Source organism: Lactiplantibacillus sp. 30.2.29 (assembly GCF_018991255.1).
GTDB classification, from domain to species: Bacteria; Bacillota; Bacilli; order Lactobacillales; family Lactobacillaceae; genus Lactiplantibacillus; species Lactiplantibacillus pentosus.
Genome location: NZ_JAGYGU010000114.1, coordinates 1 through 701 on the forward strand (window position 1 = coordinate 1; position 701 = coordinate 701).

Here is a 701-nt window from a genome sequence, read left to right on the forward strand (position 1 = left end):
AAGAAGAGAAGTAAGAGATTTAAAGCTTGAACGTGATAAACAGCTTGCTACCAAAGACCAGCAAATAAGTAGCAAAGATCGACAAATAGATCATCTAACAAAACTGATAGATCAGCAACAACAACTTCAATTAACAACTGTAACAGAAAATCGCCAATTAAAAGAACATCTGCAAAAATTAAATGACTTGATTGAAATCTCTAATCCAGGCCAAAAACAGCAAGTGAATGACAAAGAAGATAGAACACATAATAATAAAAATTGGTGGCATTTTTGGAAATAGAAGTCAATTGGTAGATTGTATCTTTGATTTTTTAAAAATAATTTGGGAGAATTAGCTAGGTTCTGCCTGAAAACATCATTTAAGCCAAATTACGTAATTCAGAACCAAGTTGACCATTGGCGCCAGTAATTAAAACTGTGCCCACTTTCATTCTCCATTTCTAATTATCTTTGTCGAATATTAATATTGCGCTTATTAATATATATACTACCCGCAGATATATCTTTACTTACAAGAGAGCCAGCTCCTATTACAGACCCTCGACCAATTTTAACACCGTCCAAAATAATTACATTACTACCAATCCAGCAATCATCTTCAATAACTATTCCCTTTTGGTTAACCCCTTGTTTTTTTATTCGTCGTTTGTAAAATTAAGTTAGAAATAAAAAAGCCATTTGTGGTAGACTTTTTTGTG

At 32.4% G+C, this 701-nt stretch carries 2 protein-coding genes; one reads left to right on the plus strand and one right to left on the minus strand.

Annotation, left to right across the window (positions count from 1 at the left end; all coding sequences use genetic code 11):
* The coding region (locus tag KGF65_RS16795) for a DUF536 domain-containing protein (RefSeq protein WP_216788271.1) at window positions 1-283 on the plus strand (283 nt) is incomplete at its 5' end.
* 164 nt (window positions 284-447) lie between these two features.
* Here the strand turns inward: KGF65_RS16795 and KGF65_RS16800 are convergent.
* Window positions 448-642, minus strand: coding sequence for a DapH/DapD/GlmU-related protein (locus tag KGF65_RS16800; RefSeq protein ID WP_216788272.1), 195 nt, complete (start codon window positions 640-642; stop codon window positions 448-450).
* Window positions 643-701: the final 59 nt, after the last annotated feature.